Here is a 15567-nt window from a genome sequence, read left to right on the forward strand (position 1 = left end):
ACTGTCACTTCCTGTCTAATTAATTCACCATATCCTGTCTTGTAAATACTACGAACGAAATAACAAGAGAAACAACTGCCCAAACAGTTAAATTCATCAAAGAAAATCCCATCGATAAACCTTGTAATGCAGGTAATTTTCCTGATAAATAATCCGTTAATGATAAATTCACACTAAAAATATATTTGGCGCCTTCCCAAGATGTTGCGAACGAGCTTAAAATACCGCCTGCAATTAATGCAGCTAGCATAACGCCCATACCAGCTGGTGTATTACGAATTAAAACAGAGACCATAAATGATATAGTTCCGACAACGATAGCAACAAACCATGCTAGTCCATACGCCATTAAGATGTATTGCCACTGCGGAATAAGATGCACAAAGTTCGTATTTAGCGTTTCCTTATCAATAACAAATCCTGTTAAAACAGGTAAATTCCATCCCGAGTATCCAAATACAAGCCCTGATAATATGTAAGCAAACAAACCTACAAGAAACAGTATGAGCGAAATGAAAAATAACATCGTCACGTATTTACTAAGGAGTATTTTCCAACGCCGAATTGGCCGCGTAAGTAACATCTTCATCGTCCCATCACTTCGTTCTCCTGAAACGATATCAATGGCTACAATCATTACAAGAAGCGGAATAAATAATGTAATTCCTTGTTCAATAAATGCTCTGACAAAAGTCGGTGCACCCGGTGCCATCGGATTAATATCATGATCTAAATAATATTGTTGTTGCTCAACTCTTACCTTTAACCAATCACGCCATTCTTCTGGCAACCTAGAATTGTTCAACCGGTTCTGAGAATCAACAATTTGCTGTTGCAATGAAACCTTCCAATCAGTTGTACCGAGTCTTTTTTGTGTCGTTTCTATTTCACGATACTGCGCATACACAAAAAGCGGGATCAAGATTGCTAAAATAAGCATGACAACAAAAATACGTTTCTTGCGGTAAATCTTTTCTGATTCATTTAAAACTAGATTCGCAAATTCACGCATGCTGCTCACCCCTTGTGAGTTCAATAAATAAATCTTCTAGCGTAAATACAAGCTCCTTAACGCTATGTACATCTATTTCATTTTCGACAAAGTGTTTATTCCAACTACTTATAGATGCAATATCCATGCGGCATAGTAATCGATCGCCTTCTACACTCACTTCCCTTACTTCTTCGGCCGCTTCTAGCATATCTTTCGCCTTAGAAATTGGTGTAACAATCCATTCTACACGATCACTTGCTGTTTTAATTAATTCTTCAACCTTGGCAACTGTTATCATTTTTCCTTTATGAATAATAGCAACGCGATCGCATATCATTTGCACTTCACTTAGCAAGTGACTTGAAATAAACACGCTCATATTTTCTTCTTTTACAAGCTTATGTATAAATTCCCTAAGTTCTCTAATCCCTGCTGGATCTAAACCATTCGTTGGCTCATCTAATATGAGCAATTTTGGATTCCCAAGGAGCGCCTGCGCAATTCCAAGGCGTTGTTTCATACCAAGTGAGTACGTTTTTACCTTGTCATGAATTCTTTCATCTAAATGAACCATTTCAGCAATTTCAATAATACGTTCATCTGATATATCACCTAACATACGAGCAAATTGCTTTAAATTTTCCCATCCCGTTAAATATGTATACAACTCTGGGTTTTCAACGATACTCCCAATTTGACGCATCGCTTCTCTGAAATTTTCCTTAATCGAATAACCACCGATAGAAATCGTACCTTCTGTCGCCTTAATCAATCCGACTAACATTCGAATGGTAGTCGTCTTTCCAGCACCATTTGGTCCTAAGAACCCGAACACTTCTCCTTGCTTTACATCAAAGGAAATATTCTCTACAAGAGTCTTCTTTCCAATTACCTTCTTCAAATCTCGTACGGAAAGTATCGTCGTCATTTTACCCCTCCTTGTTCTAGTTTTAATTTACTTACAACATTTTGAACTAAACGTTCTGCCATATACGTATAACCTACTTCGTTCGGATGAAAATGATCAGAGTATAATAAATCTTTCCCACGGTTTTGGAATAAATCAAATGTCGGTGTAATATATACATTTTTATCGTTTAGCGCTAACTTCTCTAAAGATGCATTCCAGTCCACAACAATGTTTGAAGACCCTTTTAAATCTTCTACATCTTCAAAAGGATTGTATAAACCAAGCCAAAAAATCGGACTATCTGTATTTAATTTACGAATTTCTTCTATAATTTTCTTTGCTTCATTTTGAAACGTTTCTGTGTCAGGACGATACGTCTCTAAATCTATTTTCCCAAGCGATTCCCAGCCTGGGAACAAATCATTCCCACCAATCGTTAACACGATTACATCTGCTTGCTTAATTGAATATTGAGCGCCATTACTTTCAATTTGTTTTAATAAATCGGGCATTTTTGCACCACTAACTGCTAAATTTGTTAATGCAATTTTTTGCTTATAATCTTTTTGTAAATCCTCTTTCATTCGCCCAACATAGCCAATTCCTTCTTTATCACCAACGCCACGCGTTAATGAATCACCTAAACTAACGATTTGTAACGTTCCCGTTTTCTTTTTCTCTTTTGTCACTACATCGGTCTTTTTAATTAAATTTGAAGCTTTCGGATTTAATACATCATTTACACCTGAAACAAAGCCATATGCAAATAAACAGAAAGATGCAATTGTAATGAGTAGAATTACTTTTACTACTTTTGATCTCATATCAAAACCCCTTTTAGCCCTCATAGATTGTCCATAATTATACCAAACGAAATTTTGAAAAGCGATTTTCACACCTTCTCAATTACGTCGTTTCTCTATTTACTAAATCTGGTAATAACTCTATATGCTTCACATCTAATTTCTCTTCATTAATCTTTTCATATAATAATTCAAACGCTTTTACTCCAACGTTTTTACTAGAATGCGAAATCGTCGTTATACCCAATATATCTGCCACCTCTTGATCATCACACCCGATAATCGTAATATCCTCTGGAATACGAATTCCTTGTTTTTTTGCTTCTGTAACCATCCCCGCTGCAATATGGTTACAAGATACAAGGAACGCCGTCGGTTTTACTGACATATGAGCCCATTCTCTAATTACATTGCGTCCATCTTCCACTGTAAAACAACCCTCAAATTTCCAGGTCTCTAACGGTGTTACGATACTCTGTTGAAGCGAATCTTCATATGCCTTCTTTCGTCTTTGGCTATTAACACTATTACTTCTTCCAATACAATATCCAATATGTGTATGACCGGCATCTATTAAGCTTTTCATCCCAAGTGAAAATACTTTGTAGTAATCGATATGGACACTTGAAATGTATTTTGAATCTATTTCTTCACACATAACAATCGGGCCGAATTTTGTATATTCTTCAAGCTTCTCCTTACTATTTGCCCGAGAACAAATAATAACCCCATCAAGCTTTTTCATTTTTAACATATTTAAAATTTCTAGTTCTCTTTCTTCGCTATAATTCGTCTGGCAAAGCATCATATTATAATTATTCTTTGCTGTCTCTTTTGATATCCCCTCGATAATAGCGCTATAATATTGATCATTTACGTGTGGCAATAAAACGCCAATTACATTCGTTTTTCCTTTCACTAAATGAATTGCATTCACATTTTGCGTGTAATTTAATTCTTCTATAATCGCTAAAATTTCTTTTCGTTTCTGTTCATTTACGTACGGATGATTATTTAGTACACGTGAAACAGTTGAAACAGATACTCCAGCAAGTTCAGCAATCTTTCTTATATTTGTCATCTCATTTTCCCCTTCTCACAAAAATTCTCCCTTGACCTGGTAAGCTTTCCACAATATATCCTTTCCTAGCAAATACATTTAGAAAGGATATACAACTATGCTTCGATTCAAATTAGAATATATATTTTTCATTGGCGGTTTACTCATTCTTGCCATCGGTATTAATATGATGACGACAATTACTTCCTTTGGACTTAGCCCTTATGATTCCTTCTTTATTGCACTATATCAAAATTTTGGCATAAGTATTGGTTTTTGGATTTTCATGATTAACTTTGCTTTTACACTTATCGTACTCTTTTGGAATAAAAAACAAATTACAATCGGTACAATTGTAACGATGGTTCTTATTTCTCTTTTTGTTGATTGGATTGGTTCCATTACAACTATTATGGACGCTATCCGCTCTCTTCCAAAATATATAACACTTATTTGCGGAAATCTATTCGTTGGAGCTGGAATTGGTCTTTACGTCTCTACAAACCTTTGCGCAGCGCCTCAAGAAGCTTTCGTTTTAACGGTTGCTGAGAAGAAAAAATGGACGTTTAGAAGAACAGAGATTTCATTAGCCTTTTTATTTTTAACGTTAAGCTTTTTATTAGACGGACCTATCTATTTTGGAACAATCATCTTATCCTTTACAACAGGCTGGATTATCCAAGCATTTATTCAAGTTGGTACGCAGATTTTAAATAGAAAAGAGCCTATTAAGCAAGCTGCTTAATAGGCTCTTTCTGTTTTATGGTAAGGATACTACTTAGCATCCCCTTCAATTCGATAGTTCGCTTTCAAACAATCTATTTCTTCATACCCTTGCAACGTATGTAGAATATAATCATAATCAGCAAGAGACGCACGATGCGTTACAATTACAATTTCAGCCTTTCCTTTCTCTTCAAGCGGCATTTGAATAATTTTCTCAAAGCTAACTCCGCGCTCAGAGAACAATGAAGTAATTTTTGCAAATACACCAATTTCGTCTTTTACATGCAGTCTTAAAAACTTTTTCACGACAATTTCGTCTGGCTCTTTTAATACTTTTTGATATTGTGGGACTACAGCACTATTTCCTGTTACCCCTAATCTAATATTTTGCATTACAGCAACTAAATCCGAAACAACAGCTGTCGCTGTTGGTAAACTTCCTGCGCCTGGTCCATAAAACATCGTTTCCCCAACTGCTTCACCGTACACATACACAGCGTTATATTCATTTTGTACTGCCGCAAGAGGATGTGTATTTGGAAGTAAAGTTGGTTCAACTGTAACCTCCAATTTTTCACCATCTCGTTTTGCAAGACCGATTAATTTAATTGTATAACCTAAGCTCTTACTATATTCAATATCTTCCTCTGTAATAGAGGTAATCCCTTTTACTTTCACGTCTCCAAGCTCTACATTTGTAGAGAAACCGAGAGTAGCTAAAATCGTCATTTTTCTTGCTGCATCTAAACCTTCTACATCTGATGTTGGATCTGCTTCTGCAAATCCAAGTTGTTGGGCTTCTTTTAACACGTCGTTATATGCTCTCCCTTCGTCTGACATTTTCGTCAAAATAAAATTTGTCGTTCCATTTACAATTCCCATTACTTTCGTAATAAGATCTGAGGAAAGTCCTTCTACGATACTGCGTAAAATTGGAATTCCCCCTGCCACACTCGCCTCATAGAATAAATCAGCCTTATTATCTTTTGCTGTCGCTAATAATTCAGCTCCATGTAATGCCATTAAATCTTTATTTGCAGTTACAACATGCTTTCCGCTTTTTAAAGCTTGTAAAATATATGATTTTGCATCATCAATGCCACCCATCACTTCAATGACAACATCAATATTTGGATTATCTAAAATTTCATTTGCATCTTGTGTTAATAGAGTAGAAGGTACCTCTACCTCTCTCTCTTTCTCAATGTTTTGCACTAATACTTTCGTTACCTTCACTGGACAACCTACTTGGTGTATGAGTCGTTCTTGATGATCCGTAATAATACGAACCACACCACTGCCAACTGTCCCAAGACCTAATAACCCAACTTGAATTTCTTTCATAGTACTGTCCACCCCTCAAAAATTGTGTTTAGATGAAATTATATGAGTAAAAAATCTGAAAAACAATGTATTTTGAACATTCGGAAAAATACAGGTTAATCTTTACAAGGAAAACGTTGCCACGTGTTACACAATCTTTCTTTACAATATATAAGGGGTTTCTTGATACACGTAATAATTCAACCAATTAGAAAACAATAAATTACCATGACTCCTCCACCTAACAAGCGGCTTTTCATCTGGATTATTATGTTTAAAATAGTTTTTTGGCACATCAATATTTAATCCCTTGTCACGATCTCGTTCGTATTCTTGTTTTAACGTCTCACAACTATATTCGCTATGTCCAAGGGCAAACACTTGCCTTCCTTCTGGCCCAATAACAAGGTGAACACCTGCTTCTTCAGAGTTTGCTAACAATGTTAAGTCTTTCACTCCTCTAATATCATTCTCTCGTACTTCTGTATGACGAGAATGCGGAGCAAAAAACAATTCATCAAATCCTTGTAACAATTTCACATGTTGCTCGCAAACTTCATGTTCAAATACACCGAACATTTTTTCCTTAAGGGGATACTTTGGAACACCATAATGATAGTACAAGCCAGCCTGTGCTCCCCAGCAAATATGGAGCGTAGATGTTACATTCGTTTTTGAATACTCCATAATATGTTTAAGCTCTTCCCAATAATCTACCTCTTCAAAAGCAAGGGTCTCCACTGGCGCTCCTGTAATAATGAGCCCATCAAACTTTTCATTTTCAATATCACGAAACGTTTTATAAAAGCTTGTTAAATGTTCTTGCGTTACATTACGAGATAGATGTGATTCCATATGAAGCAAATGAACATCTAATTGTAACGGTGTGTTTCCAATTAAGCGAAGTAATTGTGCCTCTGTGTCTTGCTTCGTTGGCATTAAATTTAATATAGCAATTTTCAAAGCGCGTATATCTTGTGTTTCCGCTCGCTCCTTCGTCATTACAAAAATATTTTCTTTTTGTAACACTTTGCGAGCCGGTAAATCTTTATCAATTATGATCGGCATGTGTTTTGCCCCCAACTAGAGCTGCTTCCAAATCTGCAATAATATCAGAAACATCTTCTATACCAACTGATAAACGAATTAAATCAGATGTAACACCAGCTAAACGCTGATCTTCAGCATTTAATTGTCTATGCGTCGTACTAGCAGGATGTATAACGCAAGTTCGTGCATCAGCTACGTGTGTTACAAGAGTTGCTAGTTTTACATTTGCGATAAATTCTTTTGCTGCTTCTAATCCGCCTTTAATACCGAAAGTTAAAACACCACTAGCACCTTTTTTCAAGTACTGTTGTGCCAATGAGTAATTTTCATTACTATCTAAGCCCGGATAATTCACCCATTCAATACGTTCATGATTAGCAAGCCACTTAGCAACTGCAAGAGCATTTTCACTATGACGTTCCATTCGTAAATGCAATGTTTCTAAGCCAATATTGCTAATATATGCATTGAATGGGCTCATACAATTTCCATAATCTCTTAATAGCTGAACACGTGCTTTCACAATATACGCTGCTGCACCAAAGTTTTGAACGTAACTTACACCGTGATAACTTGGATCTGGTTCAACAAGTTCAGGATACTTTCCATTTGTCCAATCAAAGTTTCCACCGTCAATTACAATACCGCCTAAGGAGCTCGCATGCCCATCGATATACTTCGTCGTAGAATGAACAATAATATTTGCCCCATGTTCAAACGCCTGGCATAAATAAGGAGTTGCTAATGTATTATCAACGATAAAAGGTACCTCTAATTCTTTAGCAGCAGCTGAAAATTCTTTAAAATTTAAAACATTCATCGCTGGATTTCCTAACGATTCTGCATAGATAAGTTTCGTCTTGTCATTAGCAAGCGCCGTAATTTCATCTGCCGTTAAATTTGGATTAAAGAACGTAACATCAATGCCCAGTTTACGCAAACTCACTCCAAATAAATTAAACGTTCCCCCGTAAACCGTTGAAGAACAAAGTAAATGATCCCCACTACTACAAATATTTAAAACTGCGAGCATAATAGCTGCTTGCCCAGAAGCCGTTGCAACAGCTCCTACACCGCCTTCTAAATCTGATAACTTCTGCTCAAATGCGGCTAGAGTAGGGTTTCCAATACGTGTATAAATATATCCTTCTGCCTCTAAGTTAAATAGGGCTGCTAAATCATCTGAAGTATCGTATTTATATGTTGTACTTTGATAAAGTGGTAAAACACGTGGTTCACCATTTTTTGGCGTATAGCCACCTTGCACACAAATTGTTCCTTTTCCCCATGATTCTCCCATCTCTCATTCTCCTTTCTTTTATACAAAATAAAAAACTGCCCCTTTCCTGAAAACAAGAAAGGAGCAGTTTGAAAACACGCTCTAAAGGCTCTTTCTTATCTCTCAGGATTACTACCTGCAGGATTTGGCACAATTCCGTTATACGGCTGTTGCCAAGGTTTCATCGGGCCTGTCCCTCCACCTTTTCTTGATAAGACTATGCAATTACCGTTGATTTTATAGCAATAATTTCCTAATGTCAAACAGTTTTTCTGAATGTTCTAAAATAAATGTTAACAGTTTCATATAAAGCAACAAAAGAAATATATTCTAGTCTATTTCAAAAAAGACCTTTAAAAACCTCAAATCAGTCTATAAAATTAAATAAGTAATTTAACCTATAAATTCAAATTCCCCTAAAGTTAGCCTATATGTTGAATAGGCCATCTTCTCAAAAAGATACTATATATATTCAATCCATTTTTCACTAGTATATTTCACTTTTTTACCTACTAAGATTTACATAACGGAGGTATAACATGACAAATAAAAAAGATATGCAGTACATACTTGCTCTATATGGCATTCTTCTAGGATCTATAGTAGGAGCTACAGTCTGGTTATTTTTAGTCACAATAAATATTGGAATCCACTTTATTTGGGGATACTTGCCTGAAGTTCTCTCTTTTCCCTCTTATTACACCCTTTGCGTAACAATAATTGGCGGGGTCCTTGTTGGTCTATCACAAAAACATTTCGGTACATACCCGCGCCTTATGCCTGAAGTGATGGCTGAATATAAAAAAACTGGTCGAATCGAATATCGCTTTGTCCATCAGGCTACTTTAACAGCGATTATTGTTTTAATTTTCGGTGCTAGTCTTGGTCCAGAAGCCGCACTAGTTGGAATTATAGGCGGACTGTGCACATGGGTAGGGGATCGCTTTAAATTTGCCTTAAAGGGTATGAATGAGCTAACCGAGATCGGAATTGGAGCTACTTTAAGTGTCATTTTTAACGCACCATTATTCGGTTATTTAGCACCAAATGAAAATGAGGGGGAACAAATTGCTGCTTTTTCTAAAGGAAAAAAGGCGATTGTATACTTAGCTACTACTTTCGCAGGTTTTTCTGTTTATTTACTACTGAGTAAACTCGATAATCGTGGATCCTTTATTGTTGATTTCGGGGAAGGTGCACTTTCTTTCAATGAATGGATCGCATTTCTTCCACTTGCTAGTATCGGTGCTATAGTTGGTTTCTTTTATTTCAAGTTAGAATTCACATTAGAGAAGTTAATTCACCCTTTTAGGGAATACAAACTGACACTCGGAATTATCGGTGGTATTTTATTAGGAATTGCGGGAACTTTTCTTCCGTACACATTATTTTCAGGGGAACATCAATTAAAAGAATTAGTTGTTGAATGGAGCCATTTATCTTTTTGGATACTACTTCTTTCAGGGATTTTAAAGTTGTGCATTACTGCCGTTTGTTTGAACACAGGGTGGCGAGGTGGACATATCTTCCCAATTATATTTTCCGGGTCAAGTATCGGATACGCTGTAGCATCTATTCTTCCTATAGATCCAGTAGCATCTGTTGCCATCGTAACGACAGCAATTTCAAGCTATGCGTTACGAAAGCCAATAGCTATAACATTACTATTACTTATGTTTTTCCCGCTTAATTTACTATTGCCCATGCTTGGTGCAGCTGCTATCGGGAATGCCTTTCCGCTGCCAAAACATAACGAAAATAAAAATTAATAAAAATAGGCAGTGGGGATGAAAGCTCCACTGCCTATTTTTTTATTACACATGCTGCTTTAATAACGCTTCTAACTCCTCAAAATTATGCACTTCATATGTCGGTATAATCCCACTATCATTTAATTTCCTTTCTGGATTAAACCAACAAGTATCAATTCCCGCTACATATCCACCTTTAATATCCGCGCTTAATGAATCTCCAATAATCAGCCCTTCTTCAGGTGCAAAGTTAGGAATCCGTTCAAAAACATAATCAAAATACTCTTTCATCGGCTTTTGAAAACCTGTATCTTCCGAAACAAAAACATCTTTAAACAATGAATGTAACCCTGCATTACGCAAACGTTTATCTTGCGTCTTAGAAACACCATTTGTCACTATATACAACTCATACTCCCCTTGAATTTGATTTATAAATTTAAACGCACCTTGCATGAGTTGATTTCCTTCTTCTAAGTAGTTACGGTAATTATTTTCGAATAATATTCCGTCTACTTCTTCTCCATACTCTTTAAACAACAGAGAGAATCGTGTATTTACAACTTCATTGCGTGATAGTTCACCTTTTTCAAAAGCATCCCAAAGACCTTTATTTATTTTTTTATAACGAGCCTCTATCTCGTCTGTTAAAGGGATTCCCTTCTCTTCAAAAAGCACCCGTAAAGCCACTTTTTCAGCCTTTTGGAAATCTAATAATGTATCATCTACATCAAATAGCAATGTTTTATATTTTTTCATAAACTCATCACACTCTCTTTTCTACAAAAACAAATTTACATAAATCGTATCATTCCTTCTTGTAAAGATAATAGGAGATATCTCATACTATACATAGGGGTGAAAATATGAAAATCAGCAAAAATAAGGAAGAAATTTATCAATACATGCAAATCCATCAATTCCATACCCTATTTTCATTTCATGTCTTGCCATATGTAGAGCTACATTCTTTTCAAACGAAAGAGATGATATGTAGCGAAGGAAATACTCTCCCTTATCTCTATTACTTAATTTCTGGGAAGGCAAAAATATATATGAGTCATAAAAACGGGAAGGTTTCATTAATTAATTTTATTCAAGCACCATCTTTTATCGGGGAATTAGGATTAATAGGAGTAGAAAATATTACTAAGTCCGTTGAAGTACTAGAAGATTGTGTGTGTTTGGCACTTCCTCTTAAAGATTGTCAGCAACTTTTATTACAAGATGCAACGTTTTTACAGCACTTATGTAAATTTATTGGAGAAAAGACAATTACTCGCACTGAAAATTACGCAAAAAACTATAGTTATCCTTTTGAAAATCGATTAGCTGCTTTTATTTTATTAACAGAGCAAAATAATTGTTATATAGAAAAGCATACCGAGGCCTCGGAATATTTAAATGTCAGCTACCGTCATCTTTTATATGTATTAAATCAGTTTTGCCAACAAAATTATTTAAGAAAAGAAGGCCGAACATATTATATACAAGATCGAAATACATTAGAAAAACTTGCTGATGAACTAAAAATATAAAAAAACAGCATTAACGTTTACATGTTAATGCTGTTTTTTCGAGTGACGATTATACTTTTAATTAAAATTTACTTGCTACTTTAGCTGCTTCTTCAAGACCTGCAGCAATGATTTCTTCTGCTTTATCTGGGAATTGGTTATGCCCTTCAATAACTACTGTTTCCATGTTTGTTGCGCCGAAGAAGCCCATCATACTTGCTACATATTTAACAGCCATTTCTACCTCAGCTGCTGGACCTTCTGAATATACGCCGCCTCTTGCATTTAATAATGCAATCTTCTTATCTCCGATTAGGCCAACTGGACCCTCTGGCGTATATTTGAACGTTTTACCAGCACGGTTTAAATAATCAATATATGTGTGCAATACTGCTGGAATCGTTAAGTTCCATAATGGGAAGCCGAAAACAACTTTATCAGCTTCTAGGAATTGATTTAAATACTTATCAGCAACTGCTACTGCTTTTGCCTCTTCTTCTGTTAAATCAAATCCTTTACCTACCTTGAATGTACCATTAATCATATCTACGCCTACATATGGTAATTCTTCTTTATATAAATCAAGTTCTACTACTGTATCATTTGGGTGTGCTTCTTTATAGTTTGCTAAAAATGCCTCATATAATTTTACACTAACTGCTTGTTCCGCTGGACGGTTATTTGCTTTAACGAATAAAACTGTTGCCATTATTTATTCCTCCTAGTACTCACTCTTATGTTGTTATATGCTTTCAAAAAAGGTATCCCTTGTAATTGTTGTTTTGTTGCTTACAAACATATTTTATCTTTATATAATGACAATTTCGTCCTCACATAGACGTATTTTTCCATAAAAAAAGTCCACCTTCCAAAGGCGAACTTGGTCTTACGACTTTCGTCTTATACAATTCCATTTTTCACTGCATATAATGCCGCTTGCGTACGATCAGATAAATTCAACTTACTCAAAATGCTACTTACATGCGCCTTAACCGTCTTTTCTGTAATAACTAAAACAGATGCAACTTCCTTATTGCTCATCCCTTTCGCTAATAGCTGCAATACTTCATTTTCTCTCGCTGTTAGCACATCCACTTGAATAGAAGGTTCTTCTTCCTTTTCTTCTACAGGTAATGTTTGAGAGAGAAGAGCATTTGCTATATCCGGATGTAATTGAATATTACCTTTATATGCGCTTCGAATAGCCTCAACAAGCTGATCTGGTTCTACATCTTTTAAAATATACCCACTTGCTCCAGCCCTTAATGCAGGTAACACATGCGCCTGATCAGAAAAGCTAGTTAATACAATTACTTTCACATTTGGATACTCTTTTTTAATATATGCCGTCGCCTCAACACCATCCATTTCAGGCATGTATAAATCCATTAATATAACATCGGGAGTTGTTTCTCCTACTTTCACTAACGCTTCTTTCCCATTATTCGCTTCTCCAACTAACTCTAAATCTTCCTGTGTACTTAAGAAAAATGCTAATCCTTTTAAAACGACTGTATGATCATCAACTAACAATACTTTTATTTTCACAAACTTCCCTCATTTTCACATCATAATGGTACATTTACTTTTACGCTCGTTCGTTTATTACTACTTACAATTTTAATTGTTCCACCAACTAATTCTACTCTTTCACGCATCGTAATCATACCTAGTGATTTCTTTTCTTTTATATTCTTTTCCACAAATCCCTTTCCTTGATCAACTATTTCTAATGATACATTTTTCTCATTCACTGTAAAATAAATCGTCGCTTCTTTTATACCTGCATGCTTACTTACATTGTTCAGTGCTTCTTGGCCTATGCGCCACAAAGCTTCTTCTACTACACGAGGTAAATCACGAACACCCGTAACTTGCTCCCTAATTTTCAGTCCCAAATTTTCACCGTACTGCTTTAGAGCTGGCAATAATCCTTTTTCTAATCCCGCCGGACGAAGCTGCCAAATTAATGTCCTCATTTCTTTCAAAGCTCCTTGCGCAAGTTCACGCATCTCATGCAAAGATTGATCTACCTTTTCATTTTTACCTTTTAAAACTGCCTCGGCGCCTTTTGTCATGAAGGTTAATGAAAATAATTTTTGCGAAACAGAATCATGTAAATCTCTTGCTAACCGATTTCTTTCTTCCATTCGCACAAATTCACGGCGCTGCTCGTTTAACCTCAAATTCTCTATTATTAACGAAACATGGTTCGATAATGCTTGAATTACATCTATTGTATTAGCATCCAACTCTCCATTATTCAAGCTAACACATAAAACACCAAATATATGGTTTTGAATATGTATTGGTGTAGCAATAACAGCTCGATTTAGATGTACATTATGTCCTATTTGATGTTTTATTAGAACTGGTTCATCTTGTTCTAACGCCTTCTTGGCCGCCTCTTTTATATCCTCTTTTAACTCTTCCTGAACGTAAGACGCTCGCAGAGATAATTCTTTTTCCTCCCTAATAAAAAGCGCTACTTGATTCCATTGAAATACTTCACCTACGTGATTTACCACCTTTTCAGGTAGTACATTAAACTTATGAATCGTTTTTAAATCTTGAATGAAACGCTCTAATTTCACATAATAATGTGCTCTTCTCTTTTCATTTTCATATAAATTTGTTCGCTTTAAAGCCGTACCAATTTGGAAGGCAACCGATTGGAGTAATACTAATTCTTCTTCTGAAAAATGTGTTTTACCCGGACTTGCAACATTTAACACCCCAAATTTTTCTCCCCCAGCTTTTAAAGGAACCGTAGCATGATGAAGAATGCCCTCCGTATCCCCCCAATTATATTCAATTGCATTATTAATTCTTTTACATTCAATAATATTAACGGCTCTCTCTAATTTTCCATCTACAAAACCTCGTAAACACCAACATTCACCTTCGCACATCGGGCGTTTATTTTCATATGTAAGTGCCTCTGGTAATTGATAATCAATTAACTTCGTATACTTCCCATTTTCATCCGCAAGAAAAATCCATCCTGTCGTTAAGCCTGTTACACTTAGTAATTTCTCTAGGACAGCTTGCAATACATGATATGTATCATTTGATGTATTTAATGTTTCTGCAATTTCCTTTAATATAACTAATTCATTTGTACGATTATCTCGAAACATACTCAGTCTCCTGCATACAAGATTTTAAATAGCTCTTAAAATAAATCATCTACTTTTCACTTTGTACTTATTCGTAACATTGATATAATGGTGAGAACATAGTTTTCATTATATCACTCGAGGGGGCTTTCATAATGACATTAAATAAAGCACTTACTATCGCTGGTTCTGACACAAGTGGCGGTGCTGGTATACAAGCAGATTTAAAAACATTCCAAGAACTGGGCGTATACGGAATGACATCTCTTACAACAATCGTAACGATGGATCCACATAACGGTTGGGCACATAACGTATTTCCAATCCCAGCTTCTACATTAAAACCACAATTAGAAACAACAATTGAAGGTGTTGGCGTAGACGCTTTAAAAACAGGTATGCTTGGATCAGTAGAAATTATTGAAATGGTTGCAGAAACAATCGAAAAGCACAATTTCAAAAATATAGTAGTTGACCCTGTTATGGTATGTAAAGGTGCTGATGAAGCATTACATCCTGAAACGAATGATTGCTTACGTGACGTTCTTGTTCCAAAGGCATTAGTTGTAACACCAAACTTATTTGAAGCTTACCAATTAAGTGGCGTAAAGATTAATTCTCTTGAAGACATGAAAGAAGCAGCGAAAAAGATCCATGCTTTAGGTGCGAAATACGTCCTAATTAAAGGCGGTAGCAAACTTGGTACGGAAACTGCAATCGACGTCCTATATGATGGAGAAACATTCGACCTTCTAGAATCAGAAAAAATTGATACGACAAATACACACGGCGCAGGTTGCACATATTCTGCTGCAATTACAGCAGAACTTGCAAAAGGAAAACCTGTGAAAGAAGCAGTAAAAACTGCTAAAGAATTCATCACAGCTGCTATTCGTTACTCATTCAAAATTAACGAATACGTAGGTCCAACTCACCATGGTGCATATCGTAAATTTGTTGTATCAAAAGAACTTGTCTAATATATAAATAAAAAACACTCACAAAGTTCATACATTGCCTCTGTGAGTGTTTTTT

15 protein-coding genes and 1 riboswitch are annotated in these 15567 nt (G+C 35.7%); of the genes, 4 read left to right on the forward strand and 11 right to left on the reverse strand.

The annotated features are described in order from the left end of the window. Window positions 1-19: 19 nt before the first annotated feature. Genes ES895_RS16350 through ES895_RS16365 form a run of 4 tightly spaced genes read right to left on the reverse strand, consistent with a single transcriptional unit; the run spans window position 20 to window position 3788 of the window. A complete protein-coding gene (locus tag ES895_RS16350) occupies window positions 20-1012 on the reverse strand; it encodes an ABC transporter permease subunit (protein ID WP_001206477.1) in 993 nt (330 codons plus the stop codon). Then, a complete protein-coding gene (locus tag ES895_RS16355) occupies window positions 1005-1922 on the reverse strand; it encodes an ABC transporter ATP-binding protein (RefSeq protein ID WP_000207719.1) in 918 nt (305 codons plus the stop codon). Before ES895_RS16355 ends, ES895_RS16350 begins: the two co-directional genes overlap by 8 nt. Next, on the reverse strand, window positions 1919-2800 hold the full coding sequence (locus ES895_RS16360; RefSeq protein WP_002097903.1) for an SGNH/GDSL hydrolase family protein: 882 nt from the start codon (window positions 2798-2800) through the stop codon (window positions 1919-1921). Before ES895_RS16360 ends, ES895_RS16355 begins: the two co-directional genes overlap by 4 nt. A 10-nt stretch (window positions 2801-2810) precedes the next feature. Continuing rightward, a complete protein-coding gene (locus ES895_RS16365) occupies window positions 2811-3788 on the reverse strand; it encodes a LacI family DNA-binding transcriptional regulator (protein ID WP_135238484.1) in 978 nt (325 codons plus the stop codon). 97 nt (window positions 3789-3885) lie between these two features. Between ES895_RS16365 and ES895_RS16370 the strand changes: the two genes are divergently transcribed. Next, window positions 3886-4512 carry a YczE/YyaS/YitT family protein gene (locus ES895_RS16370; protein ID WP_000943411.1) on the forward strand — a complete coding sequence of 209 codons (627 nt, stop codon included), beginning with the start codon at window positions 3886-3888 and terminating at the stop codon, window positions 4510-4512. Between the two features lie 29 nt (window positions 4513-4541). On the opposite strand, the gene ES895_RS16375 is transcribed toward ES895_RS16370, so the two are convergent. The 3 genes from ES895_RS16375 to ES895_RS16385 form a co-directional block, all read right to left on the reverse strand. Further along, the gene (locus tag ES895_RS16375; RefSeq protein ID WP_000659109.1) at window positions 4542-5837 is read right to left on the reverse strand and encodes a homoserine dehydrogenase; all 1296 of its coding nucleotides are present in this window, start codon (window positions 5835-5837) and stop codon (window positions 4542-4544) included. A 141-nt stretch (window positions 5838-5978) separates the two neighbouring features. Next, a complete protein-coding gene (gene metA / locus ES895_RS16380) occupies window positions 5979-6884 on the reverse strand; it encodes a homoserine O-acetyltransferase MetA (RefSeq protein ID WP_001121538.1) in 906 nt (301 codons plus the stop codon). Further along, complete coding sequence (locus tag ES895_RS16385) at window positions 6868-8166, reverse strand: bifunctional O-acetylhomoserine aminocarboxypropyltransferase/cysteine synthase (protein ID WP_000504780.1); 1299 nt, start codon at window positions 8164-8166, stop codon at window positions 6868-6870. The genes metA and ES895_RS16385 overlap by 17 nt, the downstream gene beginning before the upstream one ends. Window positions 8167-8258: 92 nt before the next feature. After that, window positions 8259-8363: riboswitch (SAM riboswitch) on the reverse strand. Between the two features lie 321 nt (window positions 8364-8684). Here ES895_RS16385 and ES895_RS16390 point away from each other — a divergent pair. Next, window positions 8685-9914: a chloride channel protein gene (locus tag ES895_RS16390; protein WP_000182464.1), complete on the forward strand. Its 1230-nt coding sequence runs from the start codon at window positions 8685-8687 to the stop codon at window positions 9912-9914. Between the two features lie 45 nt (window positions 9915-9959). Here the strand turns inward: ES895_RS16390 and ES895_RS16395 are convergent, their stop codons facing one another. After that, a complete protein-coding gene (locus tag ES895_RS16395; RefSeq protein WP_000760189.1) occupies window positions 9960-10655 on the reverse strand; it encodes a YjjG family noncanonical pyrimidine nucleotidase in 696 nt (231 codons plus the stop codon). Window positions 10656-10762: 107 nt separating this feature from the next. On the opposite strand from ES895_RS16395, the gene ES895_RS16400 reads away from it, so the two are divergent. After that, a complete protein-coding gene (locus tag ES895_RS16400; RefSeq protein WP_000703332.1) occupies window positions 10763-11434 on the forward strand; it encodes a transcriptional regulator YeiL in 672 nt (223 codons plus the stop codon). Window positions 11435-11495: 61 nt separating this feature from the next. Here ES895_RS16400 and ES895_RS16405 read toward each other — a convergent pair whose 3' ends face one another. The 3 genes from ES895_RS16405 to ES895_RS16415 all read right to left on the reverse strand — a co-directional run bounded on the left by ES895_RS16405 (window position 11496) and on the right by ES895_RS16415 (window position 14553). Beyond that, window positions 11496-12122, reverse strand: coding sequence for an FMN-dependent NADH-azoreductase (locus tag ES895_RS16405; protein WP_000246735.1), 627 nt, complete (start codon window positions 12120-12122; stop codon window positions 11496-11498). Between the two features lie 191 nt (window positions 12123-12313). After that, entirely contained in the window at window positions 12314-12961 is a 648-nt protein-coding gene (locus tag ES895_RS16410; RefSeq protein ID WP_000695813.1) for a response regulator, read from the reverse strand. 20 nt (window positions 12962-12981) lie between these two features. Beyond that, a complete protein-coding gene (locus tag ES895_RS16415) occupies window positions 12982-14553 on the reverse strand; it encodes a GAF domain-containing sensor histidine kinase (RefSeq protein ID WP_135238485.1) in 1572 nt (523 codons plus the stop codon). 134 nt (window positions 14554-14687) lie between these two features. On the opposite strand from ES895_RS16415, the gene pdxK reads away from it, so the two are divergent. Then, on the forward strand, window positions 14688-15512 hold the full coding sequence (pdxK, locus tag ES895_RS16420; protein ID WP_086392776.1) for a pyridoxine/pyridoxal/pyridoxamine kinase: 825 nt from the start codon (window positions 14688-14690) through the stop codon (window positions 15510-15512). Window positions 15513-15567 lie beyond the last annotated feature (55 nt).

This window comes from Bacillus sp. 007/AIA-02/001 (assembly GCF_004634455.1).
Taxonomy (GTDB): Bacteria; Bacillota; Bacilli; order Bacillales; family Bacillaceae_G; genus Bacillus_A; species Bacillus_A cereus.